General features: G+C 67.3%; 14 protein-coding genes. 3 read left to right on the forward strand and 11 right to left on the reverse strand.

Going from position 1 to position 14932, the window contains the following annotated elements:
• Positions 1-14: 14 nt before the first annotated feature.
• The 8 genes from ASF26_RS14415 to ASF26_RS14450 all read right to left on the reverse strand — a co-directional run bounded on the left by ASF26_RS14415 (position 15) and on the right by ASF26_RS14450 (position 8082).
• Positions 15-1055, reverse strand: a complete 1041-nt coding sequence (locus tag ASF26_RS14415; RefSeq protein WP_056255285.1) for a vWA domain-containing protein — start codon at positions 1053-1055, stop codon at positions 15-17.
• 57 nt (positions 1056-1112) lie between these two features.
• Entirely contained in the window at positions 1113-2033 is a 921-nt protein-coding gene (locus ASF26_RS14420; protein ID WP_056255288.1) for a hypothetical protein, read from the reverse strand.
• Positions 2034-2041: 8 nt separating this feature from the next.
• Complete coding sequence (locus ASF26_RS14425; RefSeq protein ID WP_244475953.1) at positions 2042-2872, reverse strand: DUF58 domain-containing protein; 831 nt, start codon at positions 2870-2872, stop codon at positions 2042-2044.
• A gap of 38 nt (positions 2873-2910) precedes the next feature.
• Positions 2911-3942: a MoxR family ATPase gene (locus ASF26_RS14430; protein WP_056255292.1), complete on the reverse strand. Its 1032-nt coding sequence runs from the start codon at positions 3940-3942 to the stop codon at positions 2911-2913.
• A gap of 110 nt (positions 3943-4052) precedes the next feature.
• On the reverse strand, positions 4053-4343 hold the full coding sequence (locus ASF26_RS14435; protein ID WP_056255295.1) for a methanol dehydrogenase [cytochrome c] subunit: 291 nt from the start codon (positions 4341-4343) through the stop codon (positions 4053-4055).
• A 90-nt stretch (positions 4344-4433) separates the two neighbouring features.
• Positions 4434-5024 carry a cytochrome c(L), periplasmic gene (gene moxG, locus ASF26_RS14440; protein WP_018044533.1) on the reverse strand — a complete coding sequence of 197 codons (591 nt, stop codon included), beginning with the start codon at positions 5022-5024 and terminating at the stop codon, positions 4434-4436.
• A gap of 88 nt (positions 5025-5112) precedes the next feature.
• Complete coding sequence (gene moxJ / locus ASF26_RS14445) at positions 5113-5961, reverse strand: methanol oxidation system protein MoxJ (RefSeq protein WP_018044534.1); 849 nt, start codon at positions 5959-5961, stop codon at positions 5113-5115.
• A 240-nt stretch (positions 5962-6201) separates the two neighbouring features.
• Positions 6202-8082 (reverse strand): methanol/ethanol family PQQ-dependent dehydrogenase, encoded by a 1881-nt coding sequence (locus ASF26_RS14450; protein ID WP_056146245.1) that lies wholly within the window; start codon positions 8080-8082, stop codon positions 6202-6204.
• A 548-nt stretch (positions 8083-8630) separates the two neighbouring features.
• On the opposite strand from ASF26_RS14450, the gene ASF26_RS14460 reads away from it, so the two are divergent.
• A complete protein-coding gene (locus ASF26_RS14460; protein ID WP_244475940.1) occupies positions 8631-8933 on the forward strand; it encodes a hypothetical protein in 303 nt (100 codons plus the stop codon).
• Positions 8934-9136: 203 nt separating this feature from the next.
• Entirely contained in the window at positions 9137-9913 is a 777-nt protein-coding gene (locus tag ASF26_RS14465; protein WP_244474540.1) for a trypsin-like peptidase domain-containing protein, read from the forward strand.
• A 208-nt stretch (positions 9914-10121) separates the two neighbouring features.
• Here ASF26_RS14465 and ASF26_RS14470 read toward each other — a convergent pair whose 3' ends face one another.
• Complete coding sequence (locus tag ASF26_RS14470; protein ID WP_056255299.1) at positions 10122-10382, reverse strand: hypothetical protein; 261 nt, start codon at positions 10380-10382, stop codon at positions 10122-10124.
• Positions 10383-10492: 110 nt separating this feature from the next.
• Positions 10493-11929, reverse strand: a complete 1437-nt coding sequence (locus tag ASF26_RS14475) for an amino acid permease (protein ID WP_056255301.1) — start codon at positions 11927-11929, stop codon at positions 10493-10495.
• A gap of 209 nt (positions 11930-12138) precedes the next feature.
• On the opposite strand from ASF26_RS14475, the gene rocF reads away from it, so the two are divergent.
• Positions 12139-13068 carry an arginase gene (gene rocF, locus ASF26_RS14480; protein WP_056255303.1) on the forward strand — a complete coding sequence of 310 codons (930 nt, stop codon included), beginning with the start codon at positions 12139-12141 and terminating at the stop codon, positions 13066-13068.
• A gap of 321 nt (positions 13069-13389) precedes the next feature.
• Here the strand turns inward: rocF and glnA are convergent, their stop codons facing one another.
• On the reverse strand, positions 13390-14802 hold the full coding sequence (glnA, locus tag ASF26_RS14485; RefSeq protein WP_056146229.1) for a type I glutamate--ammonia ligase: 1413 nt from the start codon (positions 14800-14802) through the stop codon (positions 13390-13392).
• Positions 14803-14932 lie beyond the last annotated feature (130 nt).

The following is a 14932-nucleotide window of genomic DNA, read 5'->3' on the forward strand; positions in this document are numbered from 1 at the left end:
TTTTAAGAACGCCTTCATGCGGCGAGCCTCTGCGGGTGCGGAGCCGGCGCGGCGGAGGCGGAAGCCACCGGTCGGCGCAAGCTGAGATCCGCCTCGGCGAGCTTGGCCGCGACCAGCAGGATCAGGCCTAACAGGCTGATTCCATAGGCCCATCCCGCAAGGTCGCGGCGTGGCCGCTGCTCGATATAGGGGATCGGGTCTCGCTCCAGACGCTCGATCTGGCCGATGGCATCGGCCACCGCCTCGGCGCCCTCGGCCTCGAAGGCGCGGTAGGGTGTCCCGAGGCTCTTGAAGAACAGGTCGAGATGACGTTCGGGCGCGGCCTGAGGGGTGTCCTCGCCCGATGGCCGGTCGGAGATGGAGGGCGAGCCTTTCGTCCGCAGGAACAACCAGTAGAGGTTGGGACGAATACGCGCGAACTCGGCGCGCAAGGTCCCCTGGACGCGGGGGTCGATCACCGCCGCGCCATCGGAGACGATGAGCAGCGCGCGCGAGACGTTGGCGGTACTGGCGCCGAACTGCGAGAGCGCCATGCCGAGGCCGCGCGCCACGTTGGTGTAGTCGAGGCCCGGCCGGTCGATGGCGGCGATGGCCGCGCGGACCGCCTCGTGCCTGTCGGTCATCGGCAATACCAGCATGGGGGCGGTGGAGAAGGCCGAGACGGCGAACTGGTCATGGGCGCGGCTGCCGACGAACTCGCCGAGCAGCCGGCGCGAGGCCGCCGCCTTCGATTCCTCGGCACCGGAGGGCTGCAATCCGGCGAAGGTCTCGTTCATGCTGCCAGAGCGATCGACCAGGATCGAGACCTGGGCGCCGATGCCCGTCCGGGTGATGGTCTCGCCCTGGCGATAAGGGCCGGACAGGGCGACGACGAGGCCGGCGATGGCGAGGATGCCGGCGAGGCGCAGGCCCCAGCCGATGAGGCGCGACAGGCTGTCGACGGGGCTGGCCGCGATGCTGGACAGCGGGGTGACCCGCTGGCTCGACGCGGCGAGCGGCAGCAGCGCCAACGGCAGCAGCCAGAGCACCCAGGGAAAATCCGCCATCAGGCGCATGAGACCACCGCCATCAGACCCATGATTCGACCGCCATCGGACGGGTTTTCGGCTCGTTCATGATTCCCGCTCGATGGCGGTGAGTTTCCGGGTCAGGGCCACGATGTCGGCCAGCGGCAGGCGCCGCATGGCGGCGGCCGGACCGGGACCGAAGAAGCTGTGGCGCGAGGCGTCGAGGAAGGCGGTGAGGCCGGCCCGTTCCCGCGCATAGGCGGGGTGGCGGGCGAGAAAGGCCGGCAGGTCGTCGGCGAGGACCCGGCGACCGTCGGTTTCGTCCAGCGCCCGGTGAAGCGCGAGAAGGGCGGTCTCGTAGGCCGCCTCGTCGTCTCTCCGTCCGGCGAGGGCGCGCAGGCGGCGCAGGCACGCCGCGAAGGCCCTTCCTCCGCGTTTGGCGAAGGGCCACCATGTCCGGTCCCAGGCGAGACCCGCGAAGGCCAGCAGGGCCATGGCCATGAAGCCGGCACTTCCGACGACGAGGGGTTGCGTGTCGAGGGAGGCGACCCGCCCGTCCGGACGCAGGTAGGTCTTCGGGTCTTCGCGGGCCGGCGGCTGGACCTCGCGCAGGGGCGAGATGTTGAACGACCAGGGCGGGACCTGGGCCTTGGCCGTGGTCGCGCCCTTGTCCGTATCGCTCACGAAGGTGACGGTGAAGCCGGGGATCTCGAGGGCACGGGCATCGAGGGCGGCGTAGAAGTTCTGGTAGGTGAGATCGAGGCGTACCCGGCTGCCGCCGCCCGCGGATGCCTGCGTGACCGCGACGGTGCGAAGGTCGAGCCAATAGGTGATCGCGCCGGGCTGGGGCAGCGAGGCGGCCTGCAGGGCAAAGCCCGGCTCGACCTCGATATCGACCTGGGCGCGGACGAGATCGCCGAGGAAGTAGCCGAACGGGCGCGGCGTGCGCACCTCGACGGTCCGCACCTGGGAATGGGCGGCGAGCGTCGAGCAGAGCAGGAACAGGAGCGGGGCGAGGCGGCGCATGGGATGCCTCAACTCGCCAGGAGGTGGCGGCTGACCGCGTCCGGGTCGAAGCGGCCCGCGAGGCGGAAAGGCGGTCGGCCATAGGTGGAGGCGATGCGGCGCAGGGTCTCCGCCCGCTCGGCTTCGCGCGCGATCCAGCGGCGGCGCAGGCTGGGGCGCATGAAGACCACGCGGCGGCCCGCGCCTTCGAGATCGTCGAGTTCCATCAGGCCCCATTCGGGCAGGCCGTCATCCTCAGCGGAATCGGCCAGGACCACCGGCACGAGGTCGTGGCGCGACAGGCTCGCGAAGGTCTCGGCGATGAGTGCCTCCGGCCAGCGGAAATCGGAGACCAGGAACACGACCTTGGGCCGGCCGACGAGGCGGCGGGCCGCTTGCCCCATTCCGTCCGCGCGGTTCCCGGTACAGGCGGCGCCCGCCAGCCGGGAGACCACGTCGCCGGCCATGCTGCGGCGTCGGCTCGCGGGCAGGAACACGTCCTCGCGCAATGCGGCGTCGCAGCCGATCAGGCCGAAAGCGTCGCCGATGCGCGTGGCCGAGGCGGCGAGGCAGCCGCAGAAGGACGAGACGAGCCCCATCCTGTCCGCCTCGCCGGAGAAGCGCATGGAGGCGGAGAGGTCGACCAGCGCCCAGACTTCGAGCGCCGTGCGGCTCTCGAAGCGCCGGACATAGGTGCCTTCGAACGGATCGCGCAGGGTGGCGCGGACGTCGATGCGGCGGGCATCCGGCATGCGCAGGAACGGCACCTGGTCGCGGAAGGTGCCGAGGCCGCCGGCATCGCGACCGCGATGGGCGCCCGCCACCGTGCCGGGCACGCGGCCGCGCGGGCGGTAGACGATGTCCGGCGTCGGCTCCTGGCGCGTTGTCTCGGGCGCCGTCACGGGGCGGGCACGGTGTCGAACACGGCGCGGCAGAGCTCCGGCACGATGGTGCTGCGGCGCATCTCGTAGATCGGCTCGAGGAAGACGCGGTGAGCCATCACTTCGGGAAAGATCGCGCGGATATCCTCGGGCACTAGCCAGTCGCGGCCCTCCAGCCAGGCGCGGACGCGGGCGGCCCGGACGAGGAAGGCGACGCCGCGCGGCGAGGCCCCGCCCTGGATCAGGGCCGACATGTCGATGCCGGGAAGGCGGATGCCGGCCTCGTGGGGGCGGACCAGGGCCTCCCACAGGCCGACCACGTAGGCCTCGATGGCCGGGCTCGCCTGGATGCCGTGCTGGATCGCCGCGCCGATCCCGGCCATGGCGGCGTGATCAAGGACGCCGCCGTCGATGCCGGTGATGAGGGCATCGGTGTCGTGGAAGCGCGGATCGAAGACGAGGGCGCGGCGCGCCTCGGCATCGCGCGGGGCTTCGAGCCCGATCTCCATCAGGAAGCGGTCGCGGGCGGCGGCCGGAAGCTCGAAGGTTTCCTCGCGCTCGACGCGGTTGCGGTCGGCGAAGACCTGGAGGTTGGGGAAGCGGTATTCGCGGTTGAACGCGGTGAGGCTGCGCTCGGCCATCAGGCGGAGAAGGAGCGAATGAACCTGCGGACGCGCGCGGTTGATCTCGTTGAAGAAGAAGATCGAGAGGTCTTCGGATTGCCTCAGCACCGGCCCCGGCTCCACGCGCGGGCGGCCGTCATCCGCGAGATAGGTGTGATAGATGAGGTCGGACGGCATCATGTCCACCGTGCCCTCAATGCGCTCGTAGGCGCCCCCGAGCGCCCGCGCCACGGCGCGCAGTAGGGTGGTCTTGCCGACGCCGACATCGCCTTCCAGCAGAACGTGGCCCCGGGCGAAGAGGGCGATGGTGAGAAGCCGGATCGCCCGGTCCTGGCCCACCACGGCGCCGCGAACCGCGCGTTCGAAACGGCCGGCCGCCTCGCGCCAATCGGTGAGCATCGCGTCGCCGGAGCGGATGTCGTTCATGGGGTTTGCCTTTGAGGACAGCGGCCGCGATCCCCGGACGGAGCGGTCCAGGCGCCTGAGGGGATCGCGGTCACCGTGATGGCCGCCCAAAGCGATGGGCGGCGACGACGTCAGTTGGAGGAGATCTTGGTGACGTCGTATTCGAACTTGCCGGTCTTCTTGGCGGCTTCGATGCGCTTCTTGTTGCGCTCTTCCATCTGCTTGATCGAATCGGCCTGCTTGTTCAGCTCCTTCGGATCGTGCTTCGGGTCGTATTTCGTGCCGGCGATCTTCTCGGGGAAGCCGGGCTTGGGCTGCCAGCAATCGCCGGCGGCCTTGCACTTGGTGCCGTCATAGGCGAGCGCGGGAACGGCGAGCAGCGCGCCCGCACCGATTGCGAGAGCCGTGATGAGTGTCCGCATGGTCGTTTCCTCTGGTTTGATTGTTACGGCGTTCGCCGCTTCTCGCTCACCGCGCGAGGCATCCTCGCGCGACGTGACTTCCCAAGACCGCTACTCCAGCGGTGGGCACTGGCCCGGAGCGTCCTTGGGGAAGGTCTCGCCCTGCTTGTAGGGCGTGTATTTCTTCTTCTGCTCGTCGTTGAGCCAGACGGCGTCCTTGACCGGGCCGGTATAGAGGTGCCGGATCCAGGCGATCGTCTGCAGCATCTCGTCGGGCGTCAGGTTCTCGTTGTGCGGACCCATCATGCCGTTGGCGCCGCCGAAGATGGTGGCGAACAGGCCGGTATCTTCGGTGTTGGACGGATAGGTCCAGTAATTGTCGTTGAGGCCGGGGCCGAGCTTGCCTTCGGCGAGGTGCCCGTGACAGCCGGAGCACGAAGTCGCGAACAGCGACTCGCCGTTACGCAGGCAGGACTTGTCGTCGATGTAGAGGTTCTTGCCGGTCTGGAAGAACTCCTTGACGGCGGGAGTGTCGCGGCCACCCTCCTTGCCCTCGGAGGTGTTGAGTTCCTCACCGGTGACGGTGTTGCGGAAGGTCATCCCCGTTGATGGGCCCGCATTCGGCTGGGCCAGGGCCGCCACGCCGATGGAGGTGAATCCGAGGGCGAGGAAGGCGGCGAGGACACGGTTCGTGTGACGCATCGATTTGCTCTGTTTATCCCCGGACTTGCGGCCGAGGTGGGCGTACCGGTGCTCAGCGCACCGGCGACGCGGGACAGGGTTCGGAGGATCAGTTGGAAACGGGGGTGACGGGCACGCCGTCCTGGCGCAGGATCGCCTCGATCTGCGGGCGGGCTTTGGCAATCGCGGCATCGAGGGCCGCCTTCAGGGCCTGGTCGTCGCGGCGGACGCCCATGGACTGGTCGAAGCTCTGCGGCACCTTCTGGCCGTCGCTGCGCACCGTATCGTCCGGCACCGGATTCATGCGCAGGGGCTGGCTCGAATCCTTGACGTAGCGGGCGACGTCCGGCGCGAAGGCCACGGCCACGTCGGCCTTGTTGGCGACGACTTCGCTGACCATGCGGGCCGGGTCGATCTGCGTGTAGGTGTTGCGGGCCGCGCGGAAGTTCACCAGCGAGTAGAGGTAGGCCATGTCCTCCTCGTAGCGGCCGATATCCTTCAGCATCGCCTCGCCCGGCGTGCCGAAACCGACGACCATGTGGTCGATGGTCTTGAGGCGCGGGTCGGTCCAGGACTTGATGTCGAGGTCCCGGTCGGCGCGGGTGATGAAGACGTAGCCGCTGCGGTAATAGGGCTTCGTGGCGAGCACGCGCGGGTCGTCGCTGTCGAGGCCCACCACCACGTCGCACAGCTTCTTGTCGAGGCTGTCGCGCACGAGATAGATCGCGGCCTTGTCGGACCAGACGAACTGCGCCTTGCGCCCCATGGCCTCGGCGACGGCGGAGGCGATGCGGTTCTCGAGCCCGGAGCCGTCCTTCATCGAGAGCGGCGGCTGGTTGGCCGCGCAGACCCGGAGGACGCTGTCGTCGGGCGCGGATTTCGTGTCGGCCTGCGCGAACGCGGCACCGCCCAAGGCGAGGACAGCCGCGACGGACAGACATCCTTTGGCGAAGGACATGAGAGCGTTTCCGTTGTTTTTTATGGGTCGGATTCGTTGGGATCGAGGCGGCGTGAGCGGAGCGCCGCTCTCCTCCCCAGCGGATCTCGGGCCTGCCCGAGATCCGTCGAGATTGCGGGGAGGAGTTGGAGGTGGGGGTGGCTCTGCTGGCCTCCGCGGCCTGCGGGTCACCCAACCACCCCCACTCCTGACCTCTCCCCACAAGGGGGAGAGGGACGCGCTCGTTTCCCGATGCAGCCGTTACTTGGCCGCCGTCTGGTACTCGCCGACGCTCGGATCGTCGTACGGACCCTTGCCGTTCAGCGAGAACACCATCACGCCGCCGCCCATCTGGGTGTAGTTGGCGAGCTTCTTGAAGGCGCCGACCGCGCCGAGGCCGGCGGTCGGATCCTGAAGGTCGAACACGAGGCCGACACCCGGCCAGCCGCCGACGCCGTAGTAGATGGCGACGTACTGATCACCCTTGTGGCTGTAGGTGATCGGGTAGCCGATGGCGCCCGACGGCATCTTGAACTTCCAGAGAAGGTCTCCGTTGTCCGAGTTGCGCGCCTTGATGTAGCCGTCCAGCGTTCCGTAGAACACGAGACCGCCGGCGGTCGCCGTCGTCCCGCCCCACACGGCGAAGCGCTCCATCTTCTCCCATTTGAACTCGCCGGTGATGGCGTTGTAGCCCTTGATCTGGCCCAGACCTTCGTAGTTCTGGCGATCGCCCTTCGGGCCGGGATACATGTTCAGAGTGGCGCCGACGAAGAACTGACCGGCACGGTAGGGAAGCATGAAGGGCTCCCAATCCATGCAGATGTGGTTGATGCCCATGAAGAAGAGCTTGCGCTCGGGATCGTAGGAATCGTGGCCCTGGTTGTGGTAGCCCATCGCCGAGGGACAGATGTCCTTGGCGAGGTGGTCCATGCGGGTGCCGTATTCGGGATCGCGCACCGGCTGGCCGGTCTTCAGGTCGACCGACTTGAACACGTTGACGGTGTCGTCGATCTTGTTGGCCGAGACGAGCGAGCCGTCCGTCCGGTCGAGGGTGTAGACGATGCCGTTCCGGTCCGGATGGGTCAGGAGCTTGCGGTCCTTGCCGTCCTTGTCCTTCTGGTTCGACAGCATCATCACGTTGACGCCGGCGTAATCCCACTCGTCGTGCGGGGTCTTCTGGTAGCCGAACTTGGCCTCACCCGTATCGGCGTCGCGACCGAAGATGGTCATCGTCCACTTGTTGTCGCCGGGACGCATGGTCTCGTTCCACGGCGCCGGGTTGCCGGTGCCGAAGTAGATCAGGTTGGTGCCCGGATCGTAGGCGTACCAGCCCCAGTTGGTGCCGCCGCCGATCTTCCAGGCATCGCCCTCCCAGGTGGAGGTGCCGAGGTTCTTCTGGCCGTAATGGGGGTTCTTGATGTTGAAGTCCGCACCCAGCAGCAGATCCTTGTCCGGGCCGGTGGCGTAGGCGCGCCAGACCTGGGAGCCGGTCTTCACGTCGTAGGCGGTGAGGTAGCCGCGCACGCCGAGCTCGGCGCCCGAGGAGCCGATGATGACCTTGTCCTTCACCACGTAGGGGGCGATGGTCAGGGTGGAGCCGACCTTGATGTCGGAATTCTCGACCTTCCACACCGTCTCGCCGGTCTCGGCGTTGAGCGCCATGACGTTGCCGTCGAGCAGGGTCTTGAGGATCAGCGCCGGGGTCTTTCCGTCGCCGGGCCAGTAGGCCAGACCGCGGTTCACGAGATCGCAGCAGGCGACGGCGCGGGCGGCCGGGTTCTGCTTGGGCTTGTCCTGCCAGAGGATCTTGCCCGGATCGTCGAGGGCGAGGGCGAACGTATTGTTCGGGAAGGAGGTGTGGATGTACATCTTGTTGTCGACGACGACGGGCGCGCCCTCGTGGCCGTTGAGCAGGCCGGTCGAGAACGTCCAGGAGACCTTGAGGTCCTTCACGTTCGTCGTGTTGATCTGCTTGAGCTTGCTGTAGTTGTCCGAGTCGTAGTTCTTGCCCGGCATCACCCAGTTTTCATCGCTGTTCGACAGATCGATGAGCTTGTCGTTGGCTGAGGCGATCCCTGACAGTCCGATCGGTGCCAGGGCCAAGACGGCCAGCACCGAGACTGAATTCAGTAACCTGTTCATTCTGCGTCTCCTGCCCTTCTGCCGCGTGCTCGACCCCAGGGGATCGGCCGCAGCCATTGCTTTCGCCGGTTCAGCAAACAGTCAGTCGATCGATGTTATGAACGTATTTATAAGAATAACCTGACGCTGGCCGCTCTTATAAAAGACTTATTACTGATCCATCGGCTAGCTATATAATCATTTGCTTTGCCTGATGTCTTTAGCCACTTCAACCTTTTTTTACAGGACGATTTGGCAACTTGAACCATACCTTTGTGCAGCTGTTCCGGGTCGATCCGGAAGGCATCCGTCGATGCGCCACATGCGGGCGGGGCCGGTCTTTCCCTGCGGGTCGAAGGGCTTAGCCGGCTCGGCGATGGCGATCCGCGCGATGGGGCGATCCGGCGTCCGGCAGGGCATCATGCCTGGGCGCAGAGGCCCGGCGGTCATAATGCGCAAGATTTTTGCACCGTTCCGCGTCAGGAAAAGCGTCCTGTGCCCTCGAACCCACGCTTTACTCAAGGTGGACCGGCGCTAAACTAAGCCCGGGTAGGAAACAAAAACGAGACATGCCGATGATCAGAAGAACAGCTGCGCTCGTGATTTGCCTGATTGTCCTGCCATCCATTGCCAATGCGGCACGGTTGACCATGGATGACAAGGTGTCGCGCTGGCCCCGTGCCTCCACGGACGAGAAGATCGATTTCGCCACGCGCATGGGCAAGGCCTTCTCCAGCCTCAACGCCGAGCTCGACAAGAACTACTTCATCCGCTGCCTGGAAGAGACCGCGAACATCGGCAATCCGGGCGAGATCAAGCTGGAATCGGCGGTGAAGATGTGCGTGTCCGTGAAGAAGGACCCGCCGGAATAGGCGGCCTTGGCGCAGGCCCGTGTTCAAGGCGCGAGGCCACGGATTCCGAACCGCCCTCCTCCCCGGATCGAGCGGCGATGGCGCAGCATCAGCATCGGTTCACATCGCAGATGACCCATGTCGCAGCCGACAGCTCGATCCGCCGGAGGCACCGTGCCCGGTTCCGCCTGACACCCGGAGCGGCCCTGGCCGGCCTCGCGCTCATGGTGGCGGGGGCGGCGTCGGCGGAGGAAGGGCGCATGGCCGCTCTCTATCCGCATGACGGGCGCCGCGACCTGACCGGCGCCGACATCACACGCTATCCCGGCGCGGGCGTCCTCTTCTGCCATCGCCGGCCGGACGGCATCCCCCAGAAGGCGGCGGCGGCCTGGCTCGTGGGGTCGCCGCGTCTCGTGGTGATGAACGCGCACAATTTCCGCAACCGCCGCATGGAGGTGACGCGGGAGGTGGAGGATTGCTTCTTCCAGATCGGCGGGCGGAATTACGGCTTCGTGCCGGCGAGCCTGCGCCTCGGTGCGGCGCCCGACGCCAAGGCCCTGCACATCACCGACGATTGGGCCCTGCTCGATCTCACCGAGGCGGTGGTCGGCGCGCCGCCGCAGCCGGTCCCCGACGCGCCGATTCTGGCCACGGGCATCGCGGAGATCCCGGTGGTGATGGTCTCACCCGGCGGGCACGAGAACTATCGCGGGCCGAGCAGCACCGAGACCTGCGCGATCCACCAGATCGATCCGCCGACGGAGGACGACATCCGCCGCGCCCGGCACAATTGCAACGACGGGTTCGGCGGCTCGGGCTCCGGCCTGTTCGATCTGTCGGGCCGTCTCGTGGCGATGCAGAGCGCCTCGCTCTCCATGAACTCGCGGCGCCCCTTCGATCTCGAGTTCCATTACGGCTCCGCCCTGCTGTTCGAAGGCGCCCTCCTGGCGGCGATCCGGCAGGCCGTGACGGCGGAGGGCGAGGCCGCGAAGACCCGGTGAGGCGCGGGGGCGTCTCACCGCCTGAGTCCGTCGTTTTTCCAGGGCTTTACCTCATCCTGAGGTGCCGCGAAGCGGCCTCGAAGGAGGCTTCCAGGGATCGCTGTGGCGTCTGGAGGGCTCCTTCGAGGCCCGCTGACGCGGGCACCTCAGGATGAGGTGGTCCGCTGGGATGATCGGCTCCGGCATGAGCATCCGATTAAACCGGCGCTCAGTGCACGGTCGGCGCCGGCTCCTCCGGCGCGAGGGTGACGACTTCGGAGAACGGGAATTCGAGAACCGTTTCCCCGGCTTCGTCGGTGACCACCAGGATGGCTCCCATCAGGCGGGCCTGGGCCTCCGATTCGGCCATCGTCGCCTGGATCGTGTCGCGGGCGACCTCCCAGGCATGGTCGGCATCCCGCAATTCGGTGCCGGTGGGATCGACGATGACCTCCCGGCCGATATGGGTGTGAAAGAAAAATCGGGGCATCGGCGCGTTCGATCCGCTCGAGGAACAGCTGCCATCACCTGTAAGCTGCGGCGCGGCGGCGCAAGGCCTGACGGCCCAACCTATAGGGCGAAACGATCGTCCGCGCCTCCTCAGCCCCGAGCCAATCGCGAATGACGCTGCGAATAGGCGGCATAGATCCCCAGGGCGGCGGCGATCCAGATCGCGAAGAGCAGGTAGGTGTCCCGTGGCAGCGCCGCGATGAGCGCGAGGCAGCAGGCGAGGCTCGCGAGGGGCACGAGGGGGTAGAACGGCACGCGAAATCCCCGCGGCAGGTCGGGCCGCGTTCGGCGCAGGATGACGACGCCGAGGGAGACCGCCGAAAAGGCCACGAGGGTGCCCATGCTGGTGAGGTTGGCGAGCACGTCGAGGGGGACGAGGGCCGCCAGCGCGGCGACGAAGAGCGCCACCACCAGCGTGTTGGCGTTCGGGCTTCGGGTCCGCCGGTCCACCCGCTGGAACAGCGTCGGCAGCAGCCCGTCCCGGCTCATGGCGAAGAGGATGCGGGTCTGGCCGTACATCGTCACCAGGGTCACGGAGAAGATGGAGGCCACCGCCCCGATCGACAGGACGAGGGCCGGCCAGGCCGTCCCGGTAACATTGCGCAGGATCACCGCCAGCCCGGCATCCTGCCCGGCAAAGTGCGTCCAGGGCTGGGCTCCGATCCCCGCGAGGGCGACGAGGAGGTAGATCGCGGTGACGATGACCAGGGAGAGGAGGATGCCCAGGGGCAGCGTGCGGGCCGGGTCGCGCACCTCCTCGCTCGCCGTGGAGATCGTATCCAGGCCGATATAGGAGAAGAAGATCGTCGAGGCGGCGGTGCCGATGCCGGCAAGCCCCAGCGGCGCGAAGGGCGTGAGGTTCGCAGGCCGGAACGCCGTGAGGGCGACGACGGCGAAGAACACGAGGACCGCGAGCTTCAGGACCACGAGAACCGCGTTGATCGCGGTGGACTCGGCGGCACCCCGCAGGAGCAGCAGGGTGCACAGGCCGATGAGGACGATGGCCGGCAGGTTGACGTAGCCGCCCCGGCCGGGGGGCTGACTGATGGCATCCGGCATGGTCCAGCCGATGAGCGCACTGAGCACCTCATTGAGATACTGGCCCCATCCGACGGCGATGGCGGAGGCGGCGACCGCGTATTCGAGGAGGAGGCAGGCCCCGACGAGGAAGGCCGCGAGTTCGCCCAGCGTCGCATAGGCATAGGAATAGGACGAGCCCGAGAGCGGAAGCGCCGAGGCCAGTTCCGCGTAGCAGAGCGCCGTGAGTCCCGCCGTGACGGCGGCCAGCACGAACGAGACCAGGATGCCGGGGCCGGCCTCCGGCACCGCCGCGCTCAGGATCACGAAGATGCCGGTGCCCACCGTGGCGCCGACCCCGAGCATGACGAGGCGGAACAGGCCGATGGAGCGTTCGAGGGGCCGCGCTCCGGCGTCGGTATCCTGTGCCGTGGGCGAGACGGGTTTCCGCCGCAGCACCGCCCGGCGCCAGTCGCTTCGTCCCTCGTCCGATCCGATCACCGACCCCATCGCTACACGACCTCACAGCGACCGGGACGAGGGGTGCCGATCTTGTTTCTTTGCTAACGGCAGCAAGCGCCATGCCGCCTCCCACGACTCCGAGGGCGTGATCGAACGGATGCCGAGACTGGTCCCGATCCTGCCACGCGGCCGTGACCCCTCCTCACACGGGTGTCGTGCGCGGCCCGTATCGTGTCGGCGGACCGGAGAATGAACCCATGGACGAGAAACGCTGCATCCTCATCGGCGTGCCGGTCCAGGAGGGGACGAGCCGGCTGGGCTGCGACATGGGCCCGAGCGCCTACCGGGCCGCCGGTTTGGGCGGCGCCCTCACCGCCCTCGGCCTGGTGGTGGAGGATCGCGGGAACGTCGCCCCTCCCCCCGGCGAGGCCGTCGCCCATCCCAATCTGAGCGTGACCAACCTCTCTGACTTCGCGCGCTGGACGTCGGCGCTCAGCGAGGCCGCCTATCGGGCCGGGGGCGAGGGCCTGCCGATCTTCCTCGGCGGCGATCACAGCCTCTCGGCCGGTACGGTCTCGGGCATGAGCCGGCGGGCGGCCGAGGCGGGCTGCGAGTTGCATGTGCTCTGGCTCGACGCGCATCCCGACCTCCACACCCTGGAGACCACGACGAGCGGCAATCTCCACGGGGTGCCGATGGCCTATGCTCTCGGCCTGGACGGGTTCGGCCCCTACCTGCCGCCGCCCGCCGCGCCGGTGAAACCGCACAACGTCTGCATGATCGGCCTGCGTAGCGTCGATCCGGCGGAGCGGCGGACGATCCGCGAGGCCGGGATCACCGTGCACGACATGCGCGCCATCGACGAGTTCGGCATCGGCATCCTGCTGAAGGCCTTCCTCGAACGGGTGGCCGCCGCCGGCGGATGGCTGCATGTGAGCCTCGACGTGGATTTTCTCGATCCCGGCATCGCGCCGGGCGTCGGCACCACGGTTCCGGGCGGGGCTACCTTCCGCGAGGCGCATCTCGCCATGGAGATGCTGCACGATAGCGGCCTCGTCCGCAGCCTCGACCTCGTGGAGCTCAACCCCTTCCTCGACGAGCGCGGCCGCACCGCGATCCTGATGACGGATCTCGCCGCCAGCCTGATGGGACGCAGCGTCCTCGACCGGCCGACGCGGAGTTTTTGACCGACCGGGTTCACCCGTCTGCTCCTTCAGGCGAAGCGCGTCCCTCTCCCCCTTGTGGGGAGAGGTTAGGAGTGGGGGTGGTTGGGCGACCCTCAAGCTGCGGAGGCTGGCGGAACCACCCCCACCTCCAACTCCTCCCCACAAGGGGGAGGAGGGCCGCGTATCCCACGAACGATATGAATATTGTAGGCAAGCAACGGAGGGAGTCGGCATCCCCGGTCGCCTCGGTGCCGGAACGCGAAACGCCGGAGTCCCTTTCGAGGCCCCGGCGTCGCGGATTGTCCGAAAGGTCGAGCGCCAATGCGCCCGGCCGGCCCGCTCTCAGAGCGAGTAGTACATCGTGAACTCGACCGGGTGCGGGGTCATCTCGTAGCGCATCACTTCCGTCATCTTCAGTTCGATGAACGAATCGATCTGGTCGTCCGAGAACACGCCGCCGGCCTTCAGGAAGGCGCGGTCGCGGTCGAGGTTCGTGAGGGCCTCACGCAGGCTGCCGCAGACGGTGGGGATCTTCTTCAACTCGCGCGGGGGCAGGTCGTAGAGATCCTTGTCCATGGCCGGGCCCGGATCGATCTTGTTGATGATGCCGTCGAGGCCGGCCATCAGCAGGGCCGAGAAGGCGAGGTAGGGGTTCGCCATCGGATCGGGGAAGCGGACCTCGACGCGCTTGGCCTTCGGGTTCGTCGTCCACGGGATACGACAGGAGGCCGAGCGGTTGCGGGCCGAGTAGGCCAGCAGCACGGGGGCCTCGTAGCCGGGCACCAGACGCTTGTAGGAGTTGGTGGACGGGTTGGTGAAGGCGTTCAGCGCCTTGGCGTGCTTGATGATGCCGCCGATGTACCAGAGGCATTCCTGACTGAGATCGGCATATTTGTCGCCGGCGAAGATCGGCTTGCCGTCCTTCCAGATCGACTGGTGCACGTGCATGCCCGAACCGTTGTCGCCGAAGACGGGCTTGGGCATGAAGGTCGCGGTCTTGCCGTAGCTCTGGGCCACGTTGTGGATCGCGTATTTGTAGATCTGCATGTGGTCGGCGAGCAGGGTCAGCGTGTCGAACTTCATGCCGAGCTCGTGCTGGGCCGAGGCGACCTCGTGATGGTGCTTCTCGACCTTCACGCCCATGGACTGCATGGCGGCCAGCATCTCGCCGCGCATGTCCTGCGCCGAATCCTGCGGCGGCACGGGGAAGTAGCCGCCCTTGGTGGCGACGCGGTGGCCGAGGTTGCCGCCCTCGTAATCGGTGAAGCCGTTGGTGGGCAGTTCCACCGAATCGAGCTGGAAGCCGGTATGGTACGGGTCGGAGCCGAACTTCACGTCGTCGAACACGAAGAACTCGGCCTCGGGGCCGACATAGATCGTGTCGCCGATGCCGGTGGACTTGAGGAACGCCTCGGCGAGCTTGGCGGTGCTGCGCGGATCGCGCGAATACGGCAGGCCGGACGAGGGCTCGAGCACGTCGCAGACGATCGACATGGTGGAGGCCGAGAAGAACGGGTCCATGCAGGCGGTCGCCGGGTCGGGCATCAGCAGCATGTCGGATTCGTTGATCGCCTTCCAGCCGGCGATCGACGAGCCGTCGAACATCGTGCCTTCGGCAAAGATTTCCTCATCGACGAGGGACACGTCGAACGTGACGTGCTGCCACTTGCCCCGGGGATCGGTGAAGCGGAAATCGACGTACTTGACGTCGTTGTCCTTGATTTCCTTGAGGACCTGATCGGCGGTCTTTGCCATCCCTGTGTCTCCTTCGAGGCTCGGCCTGTTTCGGCCGTGGTTTTGCCGCACCACGCGGTGGCGTGCCGCGGATTGGGAAGGGGCGTGCGCGAAGGGACTTAGCTTCTGGTGCGGCGCGAGGCTAGAGCCG

Origin of the sequence: Methylobacterium sp. Leaf93 (assembly GCF_001422345.1) — a bacterium.
GTDB classification, from domain to species: Bacteria; Pseudomonadota; Alphaproteobacteria; order Rhizobiales; family Beijerinckiaceae; genus Methylobacterium; species Methylobacterium bullatum.

Coding starts and splice junctions, on each gene's coding strand:
- ASF26_RS14465 (WP_244474540.1), top strand. CDS start 9,137: ATGGTGGCGGGGGCGGCGTCGGCGGAGGAAGGGCGCATGGCCGCTCTC.
- ASF26_RS14430 (WP_056255292.1), bottom strand. CDS start 3,942: ATGAACGACATCCGCTCCGGCGACGCGATGCTCACCGATTGGCGCGAG.
- rocF (WP_056255303.1), top strand. CDS start 12,139: ATGGACGAGAAACGCTGCATCCTCATCGGCGTGCCGGTCCAGGAGGGG.
- ASF26_RS14475 (WP_056255301.1), bottom strand. CDS start 11,929: ATGGGGTCGGTGATCGGATCGGACGAGGGACGAAGCGACTGGCGCCGG.
- ASF26_RS14420 (WP_056255288.1), bottom strand. CDS start 2,033: ATGCGCCGCCTCGCCCCGCTCCTGTTCCTGCTCTGCTCGACGCTCGCC.
- ASF26_RS14470 (WP_056255299.1), bottom strand. CDS start 10,382: ATGCCCCGATTTTTCTTTCACACCCATATCGGCCGGGAGGTCATCGTC.
- ASF26_RS14460 (WP_244475940.1), top strand. CDS start 8,631: ATGCCGATGATCAGAAGAACAGCTGCGCTCGTGATTTGCCTGATTGTC.
- glnA (WP_056146229.1), bottom strand. CDS start 14,802: ATGGCAAAGACCGCCGATCAGGTCCTCAAGGAAATCAAGGACAACGAC.
- ASF26_RS14450 (WP_056146245.1), bottom strand. CDS start 8,082: ATGAACAGGTTACTGAATTCAGTCTCGGTGCTGGCCGTCTTGGCCCTG.
- ASF26_RS14435 (WP_056255295.1), bottom strand. CDS start 4,343: ATGCGGACACTCATCACGGCTCTCGCAATCGGTGCGGGCGCGCTGCTC.
- moxG (WP_018044533.1), bottom strand. CDS start 5,024: ATGCGTCACACGAACCGTGTCCTCGCCGCCTTCCTCGCCCTCGGATTC.
- ASF26_RS14415 (WP_056255285.1), bottom strand. CDS start 1,055: ATGCGCCTGATGGCGGATTTTCCCTGGGTGCTCTGGCTGCTGCCGTTG.
- moxJ (WP_018044534.1), bottom strand. CDS start 5,961: ATGTCCTTCGCCAAAGGATGTCTGTCCGTCGCGGCTGTCCTCGCCTTG.